Source organism: Thermococcus henrietii (genome assembly GCF_900198835.1).
GTDB lineage: Archaea > Methanobacteriota_B > Thermococci > Thermococcales > Thermococcaceae > Thermococcus > Thermococcus henrietii.
In genome coordinates, this window is the sequence record NZ_LT900021.1 from 704,297 (window position 1) to 718,391 (window position 14,095).

At 56.1% G+C, this 14,095-nt stretch carries 25 protein-coding genes and 1 tRNA gene; all 26 read left to right on the forward strand.

Going from position 1 to position 14,095, the window contains the following annotated elements; translation table 11 throughout:
• Positions 1-69 precede the first annotated feature (69 nt).
• Positions 70-147, forward strand: a tRNA-Lys gene (locus tag CS910_RS03875).
• Between the two features lie 1,402 nt (positions 148-1,549).
• On the forward strand, positions 1,550-2,317 hold the full coding sequence (locus CS910_RS03880) for a putative RNA uridine N3 methyltransferase (protein ID WP_099209826.1): 768 nt from the start codon (positions 1,550-1,552) through the stop codon (positions 2,315-2,317).
• A 1-nt stretch (position 2,318) separates the two neighbouring features.
• Complete coding sequence (locus CS910_RS03885; RefSeq protein WP_099209827.1) at positions 2,319-3,359, forward strand: 50S ribosomal protein L3; 1,041 nt, start codon at positions 2,319-2,321, stop codon at positions 3,357-3,359.
• A 10-nt stretch (positions 3,360-3,369) separates the two neighbouring features.
• Positions 3,370-4,137, forward strand: coding sequence for a 50S ribosomal protein L4 (gene rpl4p / locus CS910_RS03890; protein WP_099209828.1), 768 nt, complete (start codon positions 3,370-3,372; stop codon positions 4,135-4,137).
• A gap of 6 nt (positions 4,138-4,143) precedes the next feature.
• On the forward strand, positions 4,144-4,404 hold the full coding sequence (locus tag CS910_RS03895) for a 50S ribosomal protein L23 (protein WP_042692801.1): 261 nt from the start codon (positions 4,144-4,146) through the stop codon (positions 4,402-4,404).
• Positions 4,405-4,415: 11 nt separating this feature from the next.
• Positions 4,416-5,135, forward strand: a complete 720-nt coding sequence (locus CS910_RS03900) for a 50S ribosomal protein L2 (RefSeq protein ID WP_099209829.1) — start codon at positions 4,416-4,418, stop codon at positions 5,133-5,135.
• Positions 5,136-5,137: 2 nt separating this feature from the next.
• Complete coding sequence (locus CS910_RS03905; RefSeq protein ID WP_099209830.1) at positions 5,138-5,539, forward strand: 30S ribosomal protein S19; 402 nt, start codon at positions 5,138-5,140, stop codon at positions 5,537-5,539.
• A 10-nt stretch (positions 5,540-5,549) separates the two neighbouring features.
• A complete protein-coding gene (gene rplV / locus CS910_RS03910; protein WP_099209831.1) occupies positions 5,550-6,020 on the forward strand; it encodes a 50S ribosomal protein L22 in 471 nt (156 codons plus the stop codon).
• A 5-nt stretch (positions 6,021-6,025) separates the two neighbouring features.
• Positions 6,026-6,655 (forward strand): 30S ribosomal protein S3, encoded by a 630-nt coding sequence (locus CS910_RS03915; RefSeq protein ID WP_099209832.1) that lies wholly within the window; start codon positions 6,026-6,028, stop codon positions 6,653-6,655.
• Complete coding sequence (rpmC, locus tag CS910_RS03920; RefSeq protein WP_068665893.1) at positions 6,642-6,842, forward strand: 50S ribosomal protein L29; 201 nt, start codon at positions 6,642-6,644, stop codon at positions 6,840-6,842. The genes CS910_RS03915 and rpmC overlap by 14 nt, the downstream gene beginning before the upstream one ends.
• 36 nt (positions 6,843-6,878) lie before the next feature.
• The gene (gene yciH / locus CS910_RS03925) at positions 6,879-7,145 is read left to right on the forward strand and encodes a stress response translation initiation inhibitor YciH (RefSeq protein ID WP_206203870.1); all 267 of its coding nucleotides are present in this window, start codon (positions 6,879-6,881) and stop codon (positions 7,143-7,145) included.
• Positions 7,031-7,408 carry a ribonuclease P protein component 1 gene (locus CS910_RS03930; RefSeq protein ID WP_099209834.1) on the forward strand — a complete coding sequence of 126 codons (378 nt, stop codon included), beginning with the start codon at positions 7,031-7,033 and terminating at the stop codon, positions 7,406-7,408. The genes yciH and CS910_RS03930 overlap by 115 nt, the downstream gene beginning before the upstream one ends.
• The gene (locus CS910_RS03935) at positions 7,405-7,749 is read left to right on the forward strand and encodes a 30S ribosomal protein S17 (RefSeq protein ID WP_099209835.1); all 345 of its coding nucleotides are present in this window, start codon (positions 7,405-7,407) and stop codon (positions 7,747-7,749) included. The genes CS910_RS03930 and CS910_RS03935 overlap by 4 nt, the downstream gene beginning before the upstream one ends.
• Positions 7,750-7,753: 4 nt before the next feature.
• Complete coding sequence (locus CS910_RS03940) at positions 7,754-8,179, forward strand: 50S ribosomal protein L14 (RefSeq protein WP_068665902.1); 426 nt, start codon at positions 7,754-7,756, stop codon at positions 8,177-8,179.
• 10 nt (positions 8,180-8,189) lie between these two features.
• Positions 8,190-8,555: a 50S ribosomal protein L24 gene (rplX, locus tag CS910_RS03945; protein ID WP_099209836.1), complete on the forward strand. Its 366-nt coding sequence runs from the start codon at positions 8,190-8,192 to the stop codon at positions 8,553-8,555.
• Entirely contained in the window at positions 8,555-9,286 is a 732-nt protein-coding gene (locus CS910_RS03950) for a 30S ribosomal protein S4e (protein WP_099209837.1), read from the forward strand. Before rplX ends, CS910_RS03950 begins: the two co-directional genes overlap by 1 nt.
• Before the next feature lie 11 nt (positions 9,287-9,297).
• Positions 9,298-9,849 carry a 50S ribosomal protein L5 gene (locus tag CS910_RS03955; RefSeq protein WP_099209838.1) on the forward strand — a complete coding sequence of 184 codons (552 nt, stop codon included), beginning with the start codon at positions 9,298-9,300 and terminating at the stop codon, positions 9,847-9,849.
• A 1-nt stretch (position 9,850) separates the two neighbouring features.
• Positions 9,851-10,021 carry a 30S ribosomal protein S14 gene (locus CS910_RS03960; RefSeq protein ID WP_011250478.1) on the forward strand — a complete coding sequence of 57 codons (171 nt, stop codon included), beginning with the start codon at positions 9,851-9,853 and terminating at the stop codon, positions 10,019-10,021.
• A gap of 11 nt (positions 10,022-10,032) precedes the next feature.
• Positions 10,033-10,425: a 30S ribosomal protein S8 gene (locus tag CS910_RS03965; RefSeq protein WP_042692830.1), complete on the forward strand. Its 393-nt coding sequence runs from the start codon at positions 10,033-10,035 to the stop codon at positions 10,423-10,425.
• Positions 10,426-10,435: 10 nt separating this feature from the next.
• Positions 10,436-10,990: a 50S ribosomal protein L6 gene (locus tag CS910_RS03970; protein ID WP_099209839.1), complete on the forward strand. Its 555-nt coding sequence runs from the start codon at positions 10,436-10,438 to the stop codon at positions 10,988-10,990.
• Between the two features lie 10 nt (positions 10,991-11,000).
• The gene (locus tag CS910_RS03975; RefSeq protein ID WP_099209840.1) at positions 11,001-11,384 is read left to right on the forward strand and encodes a 50S ribosomal protein L32e; all 384 of its coding nucleotides are present in this window, start codon (positions 11,001-11,003) and stop codon (positions 11,382-11,384) included.
• Positions 11,384-11,836: a 50S ribosomal protein L19e gene (locus tag CS910_RS03980; RefSeq protein ID WP_173866223.1), complete on the forward strand. Its 453-nt coding sequence runs from the start codon at positions 11,384-11,386 to the stop codon at positions 11,834-11,836. Before CS910_RS03975 ends, CS910_RS03980 begins: the two co-directional genes overlap by 1 nt.
• 10 nt (positions 11,837-11,846) lie before the next feature.
• Positions 11,847-12,452, forward strand: a complete 606-nt coding sequence (locus CS910_RS03985) for a 50S ribosomal protein L18 (RefSeq protein ID WP_099209842.1) — start codon at positions 11,847-11,849, stop codon at positions 12,450-12,452.
• A complete protein-coding gene (gene rpsE / locus CS910_RS03990; RefSeq protein WP_099209843.1) occupies positions 12,449-13,156 on the forward strand; it encodes a 30S ribosomal protein S5 in 708 nt (235 codons plus the stop codon). The genes CS910_RS03985 and rpsE overlap by 4 nt, the downstream gene beginning before the upstream one ends.
• A gap of 11 nt (positions 13,157-13,167) precedes the next feature.
• Complete coding sequence (locus tag CS910_RS03995) at positions 13,168-13,635, forward strand: 50S ribosomal protein L30 (RefSeq protein ID WP_099209844.1); 468 nt, start codon at positions 13,168-13,170, stop codon at positions 13,633-13,635.
• Positions 13,636-13,646: 11 nt separating this feature from the next.
• Positions 13,647-14,093 carry an uL15m family ribosomal protein gene (locus CS910_RS04000; RefSeq protein WP_099209845.1) on the forward strand — a complete coding sequence of 149 codons (447 nt, stop codon included), beginning with the start codon at positions 13,647-13,649 and terminating at the stop codon, positions 14,091-14,093.
• Positions 14,094-14,095 lie beyond the last annotated feature (2 nt).

Consider the following 14,095-nt stretch of genomic DNA (forward strand, 5'->3'; position numbering starts at 1 on the left):
AACAGTTGGTGGGCAGAAGTGGGTAAGGAGCAAAGCTTATAAGGGCTCCCCCAGTTATCCCGTCGGGATGGGCCGGTAGCTCAGCCTGGTTAGAGCGCGGGGCTTTTAACCCCGTGGCCGCGGGTTCGAATCCCGCCCGGCCCGCCATAGAAACTTTTGCCGAGCAAAAGTTTCATCAAAGTTCGTGATTCCCTTTTGAAAAAAGCTTATTCTTTGAGTGGATTTCTTTTTGAGTTTGCTTCTTTGGAGAGTGAATTCCTTTAAAAGCGTCTTTTAAAGGGGTTCAAGCCTTTTTTGCGCTCCTTCGGAGCGCGGTTTAAGTAGAACCCGTGTGAGGGAGTCCTTAGAGTGTGAATTCAAACTCTCAACGGCTGACTTGATTTTGAAATCCTTTGAAGAGGAGCCCTAAAGAGGAATCACAAGCTTTTTGGTGAAGCTTTCTCAAAGCTTGCTGGCGAAAAGTTTGACCAAAAGTGTTTGACTATTCAAAAAGTAGAGTTTATAGTTCGTGCACGTCAAGGGGTGTCTCTTGTTGGGAGTTTCTTTTGGACTTGCTCTTTCGAGAGTGTTTCACTCCCCAAACGGTGTCCAAAAGACGCCAAAAATGAGTTGAAATTGTTTCACTGGGCCCCTTTAATGTTAAACTTACGTTGGACTCTTTAATTAGAGAGTGCACGATTGGCTTCTTGCTCTTTGGTGAGAAAGGGCGCTTTTTTCGCCAGCCTTTTCCAAAGGCTGTTGTAAAGCTTGTTCGCCTGTGCGACGTCGAGCTCTGCTCGACGCGAGGGATGAAAGTCCCGCAGAGTTTGACCAAGGTCGGTGATTCTCTTCTAAGAATGCAATTCTAAGAAGTTTGCACTCTCAAATGATAGTGCTCTCAAAGAATTCTCTTCGAGGAACCCTCTGGGAGGGTTCTCTAAGAAGCGCTCCTTCAGAGCGCGAGAAAAAGTAAACCCAAGCGAGAAAGCTTCTAAAATTTAGGAATTCGCATTCCAAAAAGCCGTTAAAAGCGCAAACACTCCAAAAGGAACCCCTACAAAAAGAATCACAAACTTTGATGAAGCTTTGTGAAGGCAAAGTTTCCCAACGTGGGGCGAAGCCCCACTCCGGGGGTTTGAGAGTACAGAGCAAGCCTTAGAAAAGCTTGACCAAAAGTTAGTAGCTCTTCACCTCTAGGCTCGAATAGAAGAATTTTTGCCTGCAAAACTGCACACTCCCAAAGGAGAATACACTCAAACAGCCCTCTCAAAAGGGGTTTGCTCTCTTCTTGACGCCCTTCGGGCGTCGATTCTAACAACAAACCCGTACTCAATGGGTAATTTGATAAGTTCTCAAGTGGAACACGGTCAATCAAAGAGAAAATCTCTCAAAACGTAACTTTCAGAAGGGGCTACCAACTTTGATGAAACTTTGCCCAGCAAAGTTTCCTTGCAAAAAAATTACACACATCCAACCACGAAAAAGGGTTGCAGGGTTCGAAAGTCTTTTAAATAGTCTCCATAAGCTCCCTTCAGCGCGTTGGGGTTAGGGAGGACAGTGGGGGCGAAATATGGCCTGGCACGTCTTCATTCCCGATTCCCTCCTTGAGGAAACCGACAACCCAAAAATCCGGACGTACAAGGTTGGGCAGGTTGCGAGGGCCTGCGCAATCTTCGGCGTCGAGCACATCTGGATTTACAGGGCAGGCGGAAGGGACGGGAAGTTCATAAAAACGGTCCTTGAGTACATGGAAACACCGCAGTACCTCAGAAAGAGGCTGTTTCCCCTGATGCCCGAGCTCAAGTACGTGGGCGTCGTCCCCCCGCTCAGGACGCCACATCACAAGCTCAAGGGAAAACCAAAGGTCGGGGAAATCCGCGAGGGCTACGCCTTCCGGAAGGGAAGGAGAATCTACGCGGACATCGGGCTCGACGAGCTGGCGCTCGTTGGGGGGAACGTCGAAGGCAGGGCAACGTTCAGAATCGTGTCAACGAGGCCCCTCAAGGTCGTCCCGGCGAAGCCGGTTGAATACTGGGGATACAAAGTTCACCTGAGCGGGAAGCCCCTGGCGAAAACACTTAAAAAGGCTCACCTGGATTTGGCAATCGCGACCTCGAGGAAGGGTCGCGACGTGAGAAAGGTCAACCTTCCCCCGCTCGAAGGGGAGGTTGGTATTGTCTTTGGCTCGCCGAGGAAAGGCGTCATGGAGCTCCTCGGCGGAGAGTACGAGTTCGACTTCGTGCTCAACACGATTCCGAATCAGAAGACTAAAACCGTCCGCACCGAGGAGGCGCTCCTCGCCACGCTGGCGATATTCAATCTCATGAGGAGGGATTGAGATGGGAAAGGTTCACAGACCAAGGAGAGGTTCACTCGCCTTCAGCCCAAGGAAAAGGGCTAGGAGTGTAGTCCCGAGAATCAAGAAGTGGCCAAAGGACAGTGAGGTCAGGATGCTGGGCTTTGCTGGCTACAAGGCCGGAATGACCCACATCCTCATGATAGACGACAGCCCCGGGCTCACCAAGGGCAAGGAGATATTCGTGCCCGTGACCATAGTTGAGGTTCCGCCTCTCTTCGTCTACGGAATCAGGGCCTACAAGCAGGGCTACCTTGGCCTTGAGACCGCTACGGAGGTCTGGTTCCACGAGCTCAACGACAACGTCAAGAGGCGCATAAAGACCCTGCCGAAGAACTACGACGAGGAGGCCTTCAAGGCCAAGCTCGGTCAGCTTGAGGACCTCGTCAACGACGGTGAGATTGTCGACGTCAGGCTTCTCGTCCACACCCAGCCCTGGCTCATCAAGCTCAAGAAGAAGCCGGAGGTTATGGAGTACGCCATCGGTGGCGACGACGTCAAGGCCAAGTTCGACTACGCCAAGGAGAAGATAGGCAAGGAGCTCCGCGCGAGCGAGGTTCTTCACGAGGGAGAGCTCCTCGACGTCATAGCGGTCACCAAGGGTAAGGGCACCCAGGGCCCGGTCAAGCGCTGGGGAGTCAAGGTCCAGTTCCACAAGGCCCAGAGGGCTGGAAAGGGCAGGCACATCGGTAACCTCGGTCCATGGCACCCGGCGAGGGTCATGTGGACCGTTCCACAGGCCGGTCAGATGGGCTTCCACCACAGGACCGAATTCAACAAGAGGCTCATCGCCATAGGCGAGAACGGAAAGCTTGTGCTCAACGGCAACGAGATTGAGATAACCCCGAAGGGTGGCTTCCCGCACTACGGAATCGTCAGGAGCGACTTCCTCATGATTGAGGGTAGCGTTCCGGGTTCGTTCAAGAGGATAATCCGTGTTAGGCCCGCTATAAGGCCACCCAAGAAGAAGCCACCCGTTGAGAGGCCCCAGATAACCTACGTCAGTAGGGAGTCCAAGCAGTGAGGTGAGATAAATGAAGGTTAAGGTCTTCAACCTCGAAGGCGAGCCCGTTGAGGAGATAGAGCTCCCCAAGGTGTTCAGCACTCCCTTCAGGCCCGACCTCATCAGGAGAGCTGTCATCGCTTCCTGGACCCACAGGATACAGCCCCAGGGAAGGGACCCGCAGGCGGGTAAGAGAAGGGTCACCGAGAACATCGGTAAGGGCCACGGAATGGCGAGGGTTGAGAGGATAAAGACCCCGCCGAGGTTCGCAGCGTTTGTTCCCTTCGCTCGCGGTGGAAGGAGAACCCACCCGCCGAAGGTCGAGAAGATAATCTGGGAGGACATCAACAAGAAGGAGCGCAGGTTGGCAATAATGAGCGCCATAGCGGCAACCGCCAACCCTGACCTCGTGAAGGCGAGGGGACACGTCACCGACAACGTTCCGGCCTTCCCGCTGGTCGTCGTTGACGACCTTGAGAAGGTCTTCAAGACCGCCCAGACCAGGGAGATATTCAAGAAGCTCGGCGTCTGGGACGACATCGAGAGGGCCAAGAGGAACACCAAGATAAGGGCCGGAAAGGGCAAGATGCGCGGAAGGCGCTACAAGAAGGCCAAGGGCCCGCTCATCGTCGTTGCCAAGAACGAGGGAATCGTCCAGGGAGCGAGGAACCACCCGGGCGTTGACGTCGTTACCGTTGACAGCCTCGGCGTTGAGCTTCTCGCGCCCGGAACTCACCCCGGAAGGCTTACGGTCTGGACTAAGGGCGCTATAGAGAGGCTTAGGGAAATCTACGGGTGATGAGAGATGGACCCCTATAAGGTTATCATAAGGCCGCTCGTTACCGAAAAGGCCGTTTCGCTCATAGAGAGGGAGAACAAGCTCACCTTCATAGTGGACAGGAGAGCCACGAAGGCCGACATCAAGAGGGCCGTGGAAGAGATGTTCAACGTCAAGGTCGAGAAGGTCAACACCCTCATTACCATGAGGGGCGAGAAGAAGGCCTACGTCAAGCTCAAGCCCGAATACGACGCGAGTGAGATTGCCGCAAGGTTGGGATTGTTCTGAGGTGATGTGAGATGGGAAAGAGTCTCATACAGCAGAGGAGGGGTAAGGGAACCACAACCTTCCGCGCTCCTTCCCACAGGTACAGGGGCGCCGTTAAGTACGTTCCTCTCAACGTCGTGAAGGAGAAGACCCTCAGGGGAATCGTTGAGGAAATCCTCCACGACCCCGGAAGGACTGCTCCCGTCGCTCGCGTTAAGTTCGAGGACGGAACCAAGAAGCTCATCCTCGCTCCGGAAGGAGTTCTCGTCGGCCAGGAGGTCTACATTGGCCCAGAGGCTCCGATAGCGATAGGCAACACCCTCCCGCTCGCCAAGATACCGGAGGGAACCTACGTCTACAACATCGAGGGCGTTCCGGGCGACGGCGGAAAGTACGTCAGGGCTGGAGGAACCTACGCCCTCGTTGTCAGCAGGGAGAAGGACAAGGTCATCGTCCAGCTTCCGAGCGGTGAGCTCAAGCAGTTCAAGCCCGAGTGCAGAGCTACTATCGGTGTCGTTGCAGGCGGTGGAAGGCTCGAGAAGCCAATAGTCAAGGCTGGTAAGGCCTACTACATCGCCAAGGCCAGGAACAGGTTCTGGCCCAAGCCGAGGGGTGTCAAGATGAACGCCGTCAACCACCCGCACGGTGGTAAGGAGCACCACATCGGTAGGCCCTCGACCGTTTCGAGGCGCGCTCCGCCCGGAAGGAAGGTCGGTCACATAGCCGCGAGAAGAACTGGTAGGAGGAAGTGAAGATGGCGAGAAAGAAGGAGTTTAAGTATAGGGGTTACACGCTCGATGAACTGCTCAACATGTCCCTTGAGGAGTTCGCCAAGCTCCTCCCGGCCAGGCAGAGGAGGAGCCTCAAGAGGGGCCTCTCCCCGGAGCAGAAGAAGCTCCTCAGGAAGATTAGGCTTGCCAAGAAGGGCAAGTACAACAAGCCCATAAGGACCCACAGCAGGGACATGATAGTCCTCCCCGAGATGGTCGGCATTACGATTCACGTCTACAACGGCAAGGAGTTTGTCCCGATTGAGATAAAGGAGGAGATGATAGGCCACTACCTCGGTGAGTTCGCCCTCACGAGGAAGATAGTCCAGCACGGCTCACCGGGTGTCGGAGCCACCAGGTCCTCGATGTTCGTGGCAATCAAGTGAGGTGGTTTAGATGAGCAGGGGCAGGTTTTCCTACTCATTCCAAAATTTTGACCCTGAAAGAATGGCTCGCGCGAGCGGAAGGGACCTCAGGATTTCACCCAAGCACAGCGTCGAGCTCCTCAGGGAGATAAGGGGCATGATGCTCAACGACGCCCTCAAATACCTAGACGACGTCATAAACCTCAGAAGGCCCGTTCCTATGAAGCGCTTCAACGACAGCCAGGGCCACAAGCCGGGCAAAGGCTTCGGTCCCGGTCGCTACCCGGTCAAGGTCGCCAAGGCCGTCAAAAAGATACTCCTCAACGCCAAGAACAACGCCGAGCAGAAGGGCCTCGACGTCGACAGGCTCAAGATAATCCACGCCGCCGCCCACAGGGGTCCGGTCCTCAGGGGTTACATCCCAAGGGCATTCGGAAGGGCCACCCCGTTCAACGAGGAGACGACCCACATAGAGATAGTCGTCGAGGAAATTAGGAGGTGAGACCTTTGGCTATCGAGAGGTACTTCATCAAGGAAGGCGTTAAGGAGATGCTCATCGACGAGTACCTTGAGAAGGAGCTCAGGAGGGGCGGTTACGGAGGCCTCGACATCAAGAAGACGCCCCTTGGAACCAAGGTCATAATCTTTGCCGCGAGCCCCGGTTACGTTATCGGCAGGGGTGGAAGGAGGATAAGGCAGCTCACGAGAATCCTCGAGACCCAGTTCGGCCTTGAGAACCCGCAGATTGAGGTCGAGGAAATCAAGAACCCCTACCTCAACGCCAAGGTTCAGGCCGTTCGTCTGGCTCAGGCCCTTGAGAGGGGAATCCACTTCAGGAGGGCCGCTTACTCAGCAATCAGGGCTATCATGAGGAACGGTGCTCGCGGTGTTGAGATTAGGCTCAGCGGAAAGCTCACCGGCGAGAGAGCCAAGAGCGTCAGGTTCTACCAGGGCTACCTCGCCAAGGTCGGCAACCCGGCCGAGACCCTCGTCAGCAAGGGCTACGCCCAGGCACTGCTCAAGCTCGGTGTCATCGGCGTTAAGGTTGCAATCATGCCGCCCGACGCGAGGCTTCCGGATGAGATTGAGGTCAAGGACATAGTCGAGGAAGAGGTGAGCGCCGATGAAGCCCAGTGAGATTAGGGAGATGAGCATCGAGGAGATAGACAAGAAGATAAGGGAACTCCGCCTCGAGCTTGCCAAGGAGAGGGGCGTGCTCACCATGGGGGCGTCCATGGAGAACCCCATGGTCATTCGCAATCTCAGGCGCGACATCGCGCGCCTGCTTACCATAAAAAAGGAGAAGCTTAGGGAGAAAAGGTGAGGTTAGGTGCCGAGGATTGTGAACCCTCTGGATGAGATGCTCTTTAAGGAGGTCCTAAAGGAACAGCAGAGGATCAGGGTCTACATCGAGAGGGCCCGCTACGGAAAGCTTAAGACCATAATCGAGGGCATAGACGAGAAGGAGTTCGACCTCGAAGACATAGCAAAGAAGCTGAAGGCGAAGCTGGCATGTGGCGGAACCGTGAAGAAGGGAAGGATAGAGCTCCAGGGCGACCACAGGGACCGTATCAAGAAGTTGCTAGGAGACCTTGGATTTTCCGAGGAGCTCATAGAGGTCGAGTGACGCGGAAAAACATAGTCTGGCACGAGCTCATAGGCCTCAAAGCAAAGATTATAAGGGCATCTCATCCAGAGCTGGTCGGCATCGAGGGCTACGTCCTTGACGAGACGAGGAACACCCTCACCATAGGTGGGGAGAGGGTTTGGGTCGTTCCAAAGGACGTGGTCGAGATTGAGTTCGACCTCGGCGATGAGAAAATCCGAATCAACGGTCGTGATTTGATTGGAAGGCCCGAGATGAGACTCAAGAAGAGGTGGCGGAAATGAGAGAGATTGGATTGAGGGTTCAGCCTCCCGCTGAGGTGTGTAACGACCCCAAGTGCCCTTGGCACGGGAACCTCAAGATACACGGGAGATACGTTGAGGGTATAGTCGTCAGCGACAAGGGTAAGAAGACCGTCGTCGTCGAGAGGCAGTACTACCACTACCTCAAGAAATACGAGCGTTACGAGCTCAGGAGGAGCAAGGTTCACGCCCACAACCCGGAGTGCATTAACGCCAAGACCGGCGACAAGGTCCTCATAGCCGAAACCAGGCCGATAAGCAAGACCAAGAGCTGGGTCGTCGTGGCCGTCCTTGAGAGGGCCGAGAGGAAGGAGGGGGTGTGAGGCAATGGCCAAGAAGGGTGCCGGTGCGACGAGGGGAATCAGCCCCGTCAGGCCGACCCGCGCGCTCCCGATTGGGGCCTACCTCAAGGTCGCCGACAACAGCGGTGCCAAGGTCATTCAGATAATAGGCGTCGTCGGCTACAAGGGAACCAGGAGGAGGCTCGCCTCTGCCGGAGTTGGCGACATGGTCGTTGCGACCGTCAAGAAGGGAAGGCCCGACATAAGGCACCAGGTCGTCAGGGCTGTCGTCGTCAGGCAGAGGAAGGAGTACAGAAGGCTCGACGGCATGCGCGTCAAGTTCGAGGACAACGCGGCCGCGATAGTTACCCCCGAGGGCGTCCCGAGGGGAACCGAAATCAGGGGTGCCATCGCCAGGGAGGCCGCCGAGAGGTGGGTCAGGCTCGGTAGCATAGCGAGCATAGTGCTGTGAGGTGAGAGTTATGAAGCTTGATATGAAGCAGCCGAGAAAGCAGAGGAAGTTCCTCTACAACGCTCCCCTTCACCTTAGGAACAAGATAATGAGCGCGACCCTCAGCGAGGACCTCCGGGAGAAGTACGGCGTCAGGAACCTCCCGATTAGGGTCGGCGACAAGGTCAGGGTCATGCGCGGGGACTTCAAGGGTAAGGAGGGAAAGGTCGTCGAGGTCGACCTCAAGAGGTACAGGATTCACGTTGAGGGAGTTACCCAGAAGAAGACCGACGGAACCGAGGTTTACTACCCGCTCCACCCCTCGAACGTGATGATTGTTGACCTCAACCTCGACGATGAGAGGAGAGAGAAGATAATTAAGAGGAGGGCTGAGTGATGGCGAGAAAGGGTCCGAAGAGGCACCTTAAGAGGCTTGCCGCTCCAACCGCGTGGTACATACACAGGAAGGCCTACAAGTGGGCCGTTCGCCCGAGCCCGGGTCCGCACAGCATGAAGACTTCCATACCGCTCCTTTACATAGTCAGGGACTACCTCGGCTACGCCAAGACCGCTCGTGAGGCTAGGAAGATACTCAACGAGGGCAAGATACTCGTTGACGGTCGCGTTAGGAAGGACTACAAGTTCCCGGTTGGAATCATGGACGTCGTCTCGATTCCGGAAACCGGAGAGCACTACAGGGTTCTGCCCAACAGGATTGGCAAGCTCATCCTCCACCCGATAAGCGAGGAGGAGGCCAAGCTCAAGCCTTTCAGGATTGACAACAAGAGGATGGTCAAGGGCGCGAAGGTTCAGCTCAACCTCCACGACGGAACCAACCACCTCGTTAGCCTTGCCGAGAAGGACGCCTACAAGACCTCTTACACCGTCATCATGAAGGTCCCTGAGAGGCAGATAGTCAAGATACTGCCCTTCGAGGTCGGTGCCTACGTCTTCGTTACCCAGGGTAAGAACGTCGCGAGGAAGGGTAAGATAGTCGAGGTCAGGCACTTCCCGATGGGCTGGCCCGACGTCGTCACCATCGAGGACGAGAACGGCGAGCTCTTCGACACCCTGAAGGAGTACGCCTTCGTCGTTGGTAAGGAGGAGCCGGAGATTTCCCTTCCGTGAGGTGAGAGACGATGCAGATTAACAGGGAGGCTATCCTTGCAGACTGGGAAGCTCACCCGATGAGGAAGCCGAGGATTGCGAAGCTCACCATAAACATCGGTGTTGGCGAGAGCGGTGAGAGGCTTACCAAGGCCGAGAAGATGCTCCAGGACCTCGTCGGCCAGAAGCCGATAAGGAGGCGCGCGAAGCAGACCAACAAGGACTTCGGAATAAGGCGCGGTGAGCCGATAGCGGTTAAGGTCACTCTCCGTGGAAAGAAGGCCTACGAGATGCTTGACAGGCTCCTTGAGGCCGTTGACAGGAAGCTTAGCGTCGGCAACTTCGACGAGCACGGGAACTTCTGCTTTGGAATCCAGGAGCACATCAACATACCGGGCGTCGAGTACGACCCCGAGATAGGTATCTTCGGTATGGACGTCTGCGTCACCCTTGAGAGGCCCGGCTTTAGGGTCGCCAAGAGGAAGAGGCAGAGGAGGAAGATACCGACCAGGCACAAGCTGACGAAGGAAGAGGGTATAGTCTTCGCTATTGAGGAGTTCAAGGTCAACGTGGAGGGATTGTGAGATGGCGAAGGCTGATTACAACAAGAGGAAGCCGAGGAAGTTTGGTAAGGGAGCGAGAAGGTGCATGCGCTGCGGCCAGTACGGCCCGATAATCAGGATACACGGCCTTATGCTCTGCAGGCACTGCTTCCGCGAGGTCGCTCCAAAACTCGGCTTCAAGAAGTATGAGTGAGGTGAGAAGCGATGACTCTGCTTGACCCGCTTGCGAACGCTCTCTCCCACATGACCAACAGCGAGAGGGTTGGAAAGAAGGAGGTCTACATAAAGCCCGCCTCGAAGCTCATCGGTGAGGTTCTCAGGGTTATGCAGGAGAACGGCTACATCGGCGAGTTCGAGTTCATAGACGATGGAAGGGCAGGCATCTACCGCGTTCAGCTCATCGGCAAGATAAACAAGGCAGGAGCGATTAAGCCGAGGTTCCCGGTCAAGGCCAGGGACTACGAGTACTGGGAGAAGAGGTTCCTTCCGGCCTTCGAGTTCGGAATCCTCATAGTGTCCACCTCCCAGGGCGTTATGACCCACAAGGAGGCCCGTGAGAAGGGCATCGGCGGAAGGCTGATAGCCTACGTCTACTGAGGTGAGAGCGATGCCGATAGACGCGTGGGTAAGGGAAGAGGTTGAGATCCCAGAGGGAGTCGAGGTCACCGTCGAGGGAAACACCGTCAAGGTCAAGGGTCCCAAGGGTGAGCTCCAGAGGGAGCTCAAGTACCCGGGCGTTAAGATATTCACCGAGGACGGCAAGGTCGTTGTTTACAAGGAGTTCCCGAGGAAGAAGGACATCGCCATCGCCAGAACCTTCAAGGCCCACATAGCCAACATGATTAAGGGCGTCACCGAGGGCTTCACCTACAAGCTCAAAGTGGTCTACAGCCACTTCCCGGTCACCGTCAAGGTCCAGGGCGACGAGGTCGTCATCGAGAACTTCCTCGGTGAGAAGAACCCGAGGAGGGCCAAAATCCTCCCGGGCGTTACCGTCAAGGTTCGCGGTCAGGAGATACTCGTCGAGGGCATAGACAAGGAAGCCGTCGGCCAGACCGCGGCCAACATCGAGCAGGCCACGAGGATAACGAAGTGGGACAGGCGTGTCTTCCAGGATGGTATTTACATAGTTGATAAGGCTGGCAAGCCGATAAAGTTCTGAGGTGTGAGAAATGGACGAGAAGGCGAGACTCCTTAGGGTGAGGGCCAGGCTCAAGAGGAAGAAGCCCAAGTTCCTCCGTCAGGAGTGGTGGAGGTACCCGAAGTTCAAGAACGACCCCAAGTGGCGCAGGCCCAAGGGAATCGACAGCAAGATGAGGCTCAAGAAGAAGGGCAAGCCCCGCTCACCCAGCATAGGCTGGAGCTCACCGAAGGCCGTTCGCGGGCTTCACCCGAGCGGTTACGAGGAAGTCCTCGTTCACAACGTCAAGGAGCTCGAGGCAATAGACCCGACCAGGCAGGCAGCGAGGATAGCCGGAACCGTCGGCGCGAGGAAGAGGGAACTCATAATCGCGAGGGCCAGGGAGCTCGGAATTAAGGTCCTCAACGCGAGGTGATGCTCATGCTTAAGATGCAGAGAAGGATTGCCGCTGACATTTTGAAGTGCGGTGAGAACAGGGTTTGGATTGACCCCGAGAGGATTGACGACGTTGCCGCCGCGATAACCCGTGAGGACGTTAAGAGGCTCATCCACGATGGCGTCATCAAGAAGAAGCCCATCAAAGGCCAGAGCAGGGCCAGGGCGAGGGCCTTCCACGAGGCGAGGAAGAAGGGACGCCACAGGGGCCCCGGAAGCAGGAAGGGTAAGAAGACCGCCAGAATGGGCAAGAAGGAGCGCTGGATGATGACCATAAGGGCCCTCAGGAAAGAACTCAGGAAGCTCAAGGCCGAGGGCAAGATTGACGCCCACACCTACAGGAGGCTCTACATCAGGGCCAAGGGCGGCCAGTTCAAGAACAAGAGGCAGCTCTACCTGTTCATGCAGGAGCACGGCATCTTGAAGGAGTGAGGTGAGATAAATGGCGAGAGGACCAAGGTATAGGGTTCCCTTCAGGAGGAGGAGAGAGGGTAAGACCAACTACCACAAGAGGCTCAAGCTCCTCAAGAGCAAGAAGCCGAGGCTCGTCGTGAGGAAGACCCTCAACCACCACATAGCGCAGATTATAGTCTACGACCCGAAGGGTGACAGGACTATAGTTTCCGCCCACACCAGGGAGCTCATAAGGGACTTCGGCTGGAAGGGCCACACCGGAAACACCCCGAGCGCCTACCTCCTTGGACTGCTCATCGGTTACAAGGCGAAGCAGGCCGGCGTTGAGGAGGCCATACTCGACATAGGCCTTCACCCGCCGACCAGGGGAAGCTCAATATTCGCCGTCCTCAAGGGAGCCGTTGATGCAGGCTTAAACGTTCCGCACAGCGAGGAGATATTCCCCGAGGACTACAGGATAAGGGGCGAGCACGTTGCAAACTACGCCAAGGCCCTCAAGGAGGAGGACGAGGCCCTTTACAGGAAGCAGTTTGGTGGCTACCTCGTCAAGGGCCTTGAGCCCGAGAAGCTCCCCGAGCACTTTGAAGAGGTTAAGGCCAAGATAATCGAGAAGTTTGAGGGGGCGAGAGAATGAGTGACCCGAGAGAGATTGCCCAGAGGGTTCTTGAGGAGTGGGAGCCGAGGACCAAGCTCGGCATGCTCGTCAAGGAGGGCCAGATAACTGACATTCACGAGATATTCAGGAAGGGTTACCAGATAAAGGAGCCCGAGATAGTGGACGTCCTCCTTCCCGAGACCAACCTCAGGGAGAACCAGGAAGTGCTCGACATCGCTCTCACCGTCAGAATGACCGACAGCGGCAGGAGGATTCGCTTCCGCGTTCTCGCGGCCGTTGGCAACAGGGACGGCTACGTCGGCCTCGGAATCGGCCACGGAAGGGAAGTCGGTATAGCCATCAGGAAGGCCATCAGCTACGCCAAGATGAACATCATTGAAATCAAGCGCGGTTGCGGTTCATGGGAGTGCAGGTGCAGGAGGCCACACTCGATTCCGTTCGCCGTCGAGGGCAAGGAGGGAAGCGTTCGCGTCAAGCTCATGCCCGGACCTCGCGGTCTCGGACTCGTCATAGGTGACGTCGGCAAGAAGATACTGAGCTTGGCTGGCGTTCAGGACGTCTGGTCCCAGACCCTCGGTGAGACGAGGACAACGGTTAACTTCGCCAAGGCAGTTTTCAACGCCCTCTACAACACCAACCGCGTCGCCATACAGCCCGGTATGGAGGAGAAGTACGGTATCGTCGTTGGCAGGGCGATGCCCCAGAGCTTCACCCTTGAGTGAGGTGAGAGAAGATGGCAAAGCTTGCACTCATAAGGCTTAGGAGCGGGATTAGGGCGAGGGGAGAAGTGAGAGACACCCTCGCCATGCTCCGCCTTCACAGGATTAACCACCTCGTCATAGTCGACGACAACCCGAGCTACCGTGGAATGATACAGAAGGTCAAGGACTACATCACCTGGGGCGAGATAGACAAGGAGACTCTCGTCAAGCTCCTCAGGAAGAGGGGCAGGCTCGTCGGCAACAAGCCGATAACCGACGAGTACGTTCAGGAGAAGCTTGGAATGACCATCGAGGAGTTCGCCGAGAAGGTCATCAACGGCGAGATGAAGCTCAGGGACCTGCCGAACATCAAGCCCGTCTTCAGGCTTCACCCGCCTAGGGGAGGACTGAAGGGAAGCAAGAAGCGCGCCTTCAAGGAAGGTGGAGCTCTGGGCTACAGGGGCGAGAAGATTAACGAGCTCATTGAGAGAATGCTCTGAGGTGGCGAGAGATGATTAGGAGGAGGAAGAAGGTTAGGAAGTTCCGCGGAAGTCACACTCACGGATGGGGGTGCAAGAAGAAGCACCGCGGCGGCGGAAGCAAGGGCGGTCGTGGCATGGCAGGTACCGGTAAGAGGAAGGACCAGAAGTTCACCTGGACCATCAAGTACGCCCCCGACTGCCTCGGCAAGCGCGGATTCCACAGGCCCAAGGCCGTTCAGTACATCCCCAAGGTCATCAACCTGAGCGACATCGATGAGAACTTCGAGCTCTTCAAGGACATGGGCGTCATCTACGAGGAGGAAGGAAAGCTCATCTTCGACGCCACTCAGCTCGGCGTTGACAAGGTTCTCGGTACAGGAAAGCTCACCCGCGCCATCGTCGTCAAGGCCTACTACGTTACCCCCAAGGCCGAGGAGAAGATTAAGGCCGCTGGTGGCGAGGTCATCCTCGCCTGATT

Bases quoted from the DNA above. Each gene is read 5' to 3' on its own strand.
- CS910_RS03880 (WP_099209826.1), top strand. From the start codon at position 1,550: ATGGCCTGGCACGTCTTCATTCCCGATTCCCTCCTTGAGGAAACCGAC.
- CS910_RS03885 (WP_099209827.1), top strand. From the start codon at position 2,319: ATGGGAAAGGTTCACAGACCAAGGAGAGGTTCACTCGCCTTCAGCCCA.
- rpl4p (WP_099209828.1), top strand. From the start codon at position 3,370: ATGAAGGTTAAGGTCTTCAACCTCGAAGGCGAGCCCGTTGAGGAGATA.
- CS910_RS03895 (WP_042692801.1), top strand. From the start codon at position 4,144: ATGGACCCCTATAAGGTTATCATAAGGCCGCTCGTTACCGAAAAGGCC.
- CS910_RS03900 (WP_099209829.1), top strand. From the start codon at position 4,416: ATGGGAAAGAGTCTCATACAGCAGAGGAGGGGTAAGGGAACCACAACC.
- CS910_RS03905 (WP_099209830.1), top strand. From the start codon at position 5,138: ATGGCGAGAAAGAAGGAGTTTAAGTATAGGGGTTACACGCTCGATGAA.
- rplV (WP_099209831.1), top strand. From the start codon at position 5,550: ATGAGCAGGGGCAGGTTTTCCTACTCATTCCAAAATTTTGACCCTGAA.
- rpmC (WP_068665893.1), top strand. From the start codon at position 6,642: ATGAAGCCCAGTGAGATTAGGGAGATGAGCATCGAGGAGATAGACAAG.
- yciH (WP_206203870.1), top strand. From the start codon at position 6,879: ATGCTCTTTAAGGAGGTCCTAAAGGAACAGCAGAGGATCAGGGTCTAC.
- CS910_RS03930 (WP_099209834.1), top strand. From the start codon at position 7,031: ATGTGGCGGAACCGTGAAGAAGGGAAGGATAGAGCTCCAGGGCGACCA.
- CS910_RS03935 (WP_099209835.1), top strand. From the start codon at position 7,405: ATGAGAGAGATTGGATTGAGGGTTCAGCCTCCCGCTGAGGTGTGTAAC.
- CS910_RS03940 (WP_068665902.1), top strand. From the start codon at position 7,754: ATGGCCAAGAAGGGTGCCGGTGCGACGAGGGGAATCAGCCCCGTCAGG.
- rplX (WP_099209836.1), top strand. From the start codon at position 8,190: ATGAAGCTTGATATGAAGCAGCCGAGAAAGCAGAGGAAGTTCCTCTAC.
- CS910_RS03950 (WP_099209837.1), top strand. From the start codon at position 8,555: ATGGCGAGAAAGGGTCCGAAGAGGCACCTTAAGAGGCTTGCCGCTCCA.
- CS910_RS03955 (WP_099209838.1), top strand. From the start codon at position 9,298: ATGCAGATTAACAGGGAGGCTATCCTTGCAGACTGGGAAGCTCACCCG.
- CS910_RS03960 (WP_011250478.1), top strand. From the start codon at position 9,851: ATGGCGAAGGCTGATTACAACAAGAGGAAGCCGAGGAAGTTTGGTAAG.
- CS910_RS03965 (WP_042692830.1), top strand. From the start codon at position 10,033: ATGACTCTGCTTGACCCGCTTGCGAACGCTCTCTCCCACATGACCAAC.
- CS910_RS03970 (WP_099209839.1), top strand. From the start codon at position 10,436: ATGCCGATAGACGCGTGGGTAAGGGAAGAGGTTGAGATCCCAGAGGGA.
- CS910_RS03975 (WP_099209840.1), top strand. From the start codon at position 11,001: ATGGACGAGAAGGCGAGACTCCTTAGGGTGAGGGCCAGGCTCAAGAGG.
- CS910_RS03980 (WP_173866223.1), top strand. From the start codon at position 11,384: ATGCTCATGCTTAAGATGCAGAGAAGGATTGCCGCTGACATTTTGAAG.
- CS910_RS03985 (WP_099209842.1), top strand. From the start codon at position 11,847: ATGGCGAGAGGACCAAGGTATAGGGTTCCCTTCAGGAGGAGGAGAGAG.
- rpsE (WP_099209843.1), top strand. From the start codon at position 12,449: ATGAGTGACCCGAGAGAGATTGCCCAGAGGGTTCTTGAGGAGTGGGAG.
- CS910_RS03995 (WP_099209844.1), top strand. From the start codon at position 13,168: ATGGCAAAGCTTGCACTCATAAGGCTTAGGAGCGGGATTAGGGCGAGG.
- CS910_RS04000 (WP_099209845.1), top strand. From the start codon at position 13,647: ATGATTAGGAGGAGGAAGAAGGTTAGGAAGTTCCGCGGAAGTCACACT.